The organism is Nguyenibacter vanlangensis (genome assembly GCF_013376155.1).
Taxonomy (GTDB): domain Bacteria; phylum Pseudomonadota; class Alphaproteobacteria; order Acetobacterales; family Acetobacteraceae; genus Gluconacetobacter; species Gluconacetobacter vanlangensis.
This window is the reverse complement of record NZ_JABXXP010000197.1, coordinates 1-4862: the sequence shown is the minus strand read 5'-3', so window position 1 is coordinate 4862 and position 4862 is coordinate 1. Positions and strand designations below refer to the sequence as shown.

5 protein-coding genes are annotated in these 4862 nt (G+C 69.5%); all 5 read right to left on the bottom strand.

What is annotated here, in order from left to right; all coding sequences use genetic code 11:
• A partial coding sequence (locus HUK84_RS10510) for a hypothetical protein (protein WP_218064317.1) occupies positions 1 to 503 on the bottom strand: 503 nt, incomplete at its 3' end.
• Between the two features lie 77 nt (positions 504 to 580).
• Positions 581 to 1678 (bottom strand): retroviral-like aspartic protease family protein, encoded by a 1098-nt coding sequence (locus HUK84_RS10505; protein ID WP_176640249.1) that lies wholly within the window; start codon positions 1676 to 1678, stop codon positions 581 to 583.
• A 30-nt stretch (positions 1679 to 1708) separates the two neighbouring features.
• Positions 1709 to 2659, bottom strand: coding sequence for a cyclase family protein (locus HUK84_RS10500; RefSeq protein ID WP_317135274.1), 951 nt, complete (start codon positions 2657 to 2659; stop codon positions 1709 to 1711).
• Between the two features lie 74 nt (positions 2660 to 2733).
• Entirely contained in the window at positions 2734 to 3993 is a 1260-nt protein-coding gene (locus tag HUK84_RS10495; protein ID WP_176640247.1) for an alkaline phosphatase family protein, read from the bottom strand.
• A 41-nt stretch (positions 3994 to 4034) separates the two neighbouring features.
• On the bottom strand, positions 4035 to 4862 hold an 828-nt coding region (locus tag HUK84_RS10490), incomplete at its 5' end, for a POT-type proton-dependent oligopeptide transporter (RefSeq protein WP_456306668.1).

The following is a 4862-nucleotide window of genomic DNA, read 5'->3' as shown; positions in this document are numbered from 1 at the left end:
GGGGCGGTCGGCGGGGCCGGATGGGCCAGCACGAAGGCGAGCATGGCCGTGACCATGAGCATGACCAGCGGCGTCATGATCCCGACCAGGTCGACGATGCGCCTGGCGTTGCAGACCATGGCAAGCCAGGCCAGCGCCGCCATGATCGCCGAACCCGCGGCCGCGGGCAGGCCGAATTGCTGCTGGATCGACGCGCCGCCGCCCGCGACCATGACGGTGATCATGCAGAACAGGCAGACGCACAGCACGAGATCGAGCGCGGGAGCCGCCCGCCGGCCGAACAGGCGGGTCATCGCCTGCTGGTGGGTGTGGATCTGCAACTGGCAGCCGATGGCGTACAATTCCAGCACCAGCACGGCGAACAGCGCCCCCGAGACCAGGCACCCCAGCAGCCCCGGCCGCCCGAAGGCGGAAAAGAACTGGATGACTTCCTGCCCCGAGGCGAATCCGCCCCCGACCATCAGGCCGATAAAGACCGCCCCCAATCGCAGCACGTCCTTCATGCGGAACCCTTCCCTGCGGCATGCCGGCCCATCCCGGCCGGTCCGTTACGGTATCCAACCGGAATGACGGACGCCAGTCAGCGCGACGCGGTCGAAACCGGGGGCAGCGCGGACAACGTGGCCGGAACCGGGTGGGCCGGCGGCAGCCGGCGCAGCCTGATCTGGAAGGTCGGGTCGCCGTCGGGCGCATGCAGCCGCTGGATATAGACCCGCTGGGTCCGGTAACTGATCCAGACCCGGTTATGGCGCAGGAAGTCCGCGCCGAGCAGCGCGTGGTCGATCTCCATCGGCGCGACCGCGATCCACGGCTTGTAATAGATCGCGTGTCCGACCTGCAGGCTGTCGAAACGGTGCAGATGGGCTTCGAACCGGTTGTCGTCGACCCCGTGCATATGGCCGTGCGGGTCTTGCGACAGGCGGGCGCGGTCCACGCCGGCGTGGCGCGCATCGCCGGGCAGGATCACCGTATGGCCCGCGCCGCTGTCCAACTGGGCGGAGACGCGATGCCCGTTGAGCAGGACGTCGATCATGATCGCGGAGTCGCCCTCGATCTCGATCGGCGCCATGTCGGTGGGGCCGCTCCAGGTCGGGGTGGGGGAATCGCAGCCGGAGACGGTGTACAGATCGAGTTGGTGGGCGGGCAGGTCGAAGACCGGTTCGGTGGCCGCGAGGAAATTGCCGCCGAACAGGCCGACCACCGGCAGCCCGCCTATATGGCCGGGAAAATGTCCGGCCACCGCGAAGAGCGTATCGCGCGCCGTGCCCGAGCCAAGCCCGAGCCGGTCGACCGTGACCACATTGCCGACGGTCTGCCCGCCCACGCCCTGGATGGGAACGAACTGGCCGGTATAGGGCAGGCGCAACGCCTCGGCGGCCTCGGGCGAGACGATGCTGAAGGCAGCCCCTGTATCGATCAGAAAGGCGACGGGCGTGCCGTTGATCGTCGCGCGGACGATAGGCTGGCCGACATCGTTCATAACCTTGAGATCGCCGAGGGTGGAGACGACGCAGCGCCGCGGGCCGGACGAACAGGCCCCTTGGACCAGACCCAGGACCAGGCATGTCAGCAGGCAGGCCAGCCGGCCGGCCATCGCCCGGCCGGCGGACGGGCGGCGGGTCGTCGCGGCCTTCACCGCGCGATCCGTGAGGCGGAAATTCTTGCGTTCATGATTCATGCCGGCTCTGCGGTCCTCGTCCTCTTTTGCCTATCGCACGCGCATGCCCGCCCTGGCGTCCCAATGGAGCGGGCGGTCGGATCGAGGCAGCGGCGCCTCGGCCACCTGGCCGATCGCGACGCCGTGGGGCCAGTCATGCGGGCAGATCGCGACATAGCGCGCATAGCCGCCGGTGCCGCCCTGGAATTTCGGATAGCCGATGGCGACCAGACAGCCGGTCGGGCCGACCTGGTCGAGATTGGCCAGCCCTTCGGCCTGGGCGTAGCCGTGATGCATCAGCCAGTGCTCGCCTTCCAGGGTCGGCGTGTCGTCGGTGTCCAGCGGTTCATGCCCATGGAACAGGATGTGCCGCCGCAGATGCAGGAATTGCAGGGCGGCCAGCGACACGCCCGGGAAGCGGTCCTGCCGCGCCAGGGCGGGGTCGGGCCAGCCCTTCGACCAGTCGGAGCGGACGAACACCACCGAACCGGCGGGGATACGGCCGTGCCGGGCCTCGAAGGCCGTGATGTCGGCGACCTGCAACTGATAGCCCGGATCGCGCGCGACCTTGTCCTGCATCGGGATCACCACCAGCGGGCGCAGGGTATAGGTGGGCGGCAATTCGTCGATCGAGGGATATTCGGGTGCCCAATGAGCGGGCGGGTCGAGTTGCGTGCCCAACTGGTCGGTGGGCAGGACATAGCGGCTGGCCTCGAATCCCGACGCCGCATAGGTGAAGACCTGCCCCTGCCGTGCGAAGGGCGGCACCGCGGTCGCGGCTTCGGCCCGCCCGAAGACCGGCGGCGCGAAACCGGCCCAGACGGGCATGGCGGGCGTGATCACATGGGTCAGGTCGATATATTTCGCCCCGCGCAGCGCGCTGTCATAGACCGCCCACAGCCCGTCCGCCGCGCGGGCGGATATGGGGAACGGCGCAAACGCGCCGAGCGCGAGCAGCACGCCCAGGACCGCCGATCTTTTGAAGAATCCGGCATACGCCACGATGTATCTCCTTTTCATTCCCCCTTTCCACCCTCTTTTTATCCTCCGTTCTGTCCGGAGCGAGGCAGCGCGCCCTATTGCCGCAGCGCCGGGCGGAACGGCGCGACCGTGCCGTCGGAGGGCAGCGGGGGAAGGCCCAGCAAGGTCATGACCAGCGGATAGACATCGACATTGTCGAAGGCGCCGATGACCCGGCCGGGGACGAAGGCCGGGCCGGCGGCCAGGAAGGTGGCGTTCATCTCCGGCGCCATGGCGTCATAGCCGTGATCGCCGCCGACCGTGCGGGGCGGATGGGCGGCCGATGCTGCGATCATCCAGCCGACATCGGCCACGCAGATGAAGGCCGGCACGCGCGGATTATGTCCGTAATGGAACCGTTCCGGCAGGTCCTGGCGACGCGTGCAGGCCATGTGGTCGTGATGCGCCAGCAGCGCGGCCGCCAATCGCGCCGCCTGCCCGGGGGTGGCCCCCGGGGCGACCCCTGGGGCGACATCGACGCCGGCATAGGCGCCGCCCGTGACGAAGCGGAACGTGCCGGCCGGGGCGATCCGGTCCAGGTAGACGATCCGCTGCATGCTGGTGGCGGCCATGCCGTGGTCGGACACGACGATGATGTCGGCGTCGATATGGCGGGCCCGCAGCCCCGCCACCAGCCGGCCGATCGCCTGGTCGATCAGCGCGGCGGCGGCCGTGGTCTGCGGCGCGTCGGGGCCGAATTCATGCCCGGCATGATCGACCCGGTTGAAATACAGGGTGGCGAAGCGCGGGCGCCGCGCCGGCGGACGGTCGAACCACGACAGAAGACGATCCACCCGGTCGTCCGGCGGCATGGCGCCGTCGAAGGGCAGCCAGTCCGCGGGACGGACGCCGTGGATCGGGGCCTCGGACCCCGGCCAGAACAGGGTGGCGCTGCGCAGCCCGTGCCGTTCGGCGGTGACCCAGACCGGTTCGGCCTGGTCCCACCAGCGCCGGTCGGTAACGGCGGCGCGGTTGCCCAGGCTGAAGCGCATGCCGGGCATGGCGGGGTCGTACATCGTGTTGCCGACGATGCCGTTGCGGTCCGGCCGCAGGCCGGTGACCAGCGTGTAATGGTTGGGGAAGGTGATCGACGGGAAGGACGGGTGCATGGCCACGGCGCGCACGCCCGACGCGGCCAGCGCGTTCAGGTTGGGCGTCACCCCCCGGTCCAGATAGTCGGGCCGGAATCCGTCGATCGACACCAGGATGACCGGGGGCGGGCCGCCGGTTTCAGACCCCCCGGTTTCGGGCACCGACGCGCAGGCGGCAACCCCCAGCGGCAGGAGCAGGGCAAGAAGACGAAGCAGCCGCGGCATCAGGCAGGTTTCTCCGGCGACCGGCCGCGCTGCCGCGGGGGTCAGGGCTGGGTGGATGTCGTCACCAAGCTATGCTGGCGATCCCATTGACGGGCAAGGGGGAGAAGCAGGACGAACAGCACGGTGCATCCCGCCGCGGCCATCGCCAGGTCGAGGAACAGGCCGGCATAGACCTCCGCCCCCCCGGCCTGCGCCGCCACCGTGCCCGAACCGATGGCCGCCAGATTGGCGACCATGCTGCCGAGATACATCGCCACCCCGACTGCGAGGTAATAGGCGCCCATCATGAAGGCGCCGATGGACCGGGGCACGTAGCGGGCGATGACCGCCAGGCCCAGGCCGCTGATCAGCAATTCGCCCACCGACAGCGCGCCGTAGGCCCAGATCATCACCCAGGGCGTGACCCGCCCTGCTCCACCCGCCAGCGCCCCCAGCCACCAGATGACGAAGGCCAGCGTGACCAGGGCGAAGCCGATGGCGAATTTCTGCGCCAGCGACAGGTCGCGCCCGGCCAGGGCCATGCGTCGGTACAGCCACGCCAGCAGCGGGCTGGCCAGCATGATCCAGATCGGATTCAGCGCCTGGAACTGCCCGGCGGACAGGCTGAACAGGGTCAGGCCGCCCAGCCGGACCTGGCCATGGACGCCGCGCAGCGCAAACAGGGTCAGCGACGTGATCATCTGCTGGTAGAAGATGAAATAGACCATGCCCTGGAGCGAGAGCATGTAGGCCATGCGCAGGCCCGGCCGCTGGGCGGGCGCGGCGCGGCAATAGATCGCGGTCCAGCACCCCAGGACCAGCAGGCCGGCAATGAACACGCAGGCGCGGGCCAGCGCGGCATGGGCCAGCACCATGCTGAGCGCGCCGAT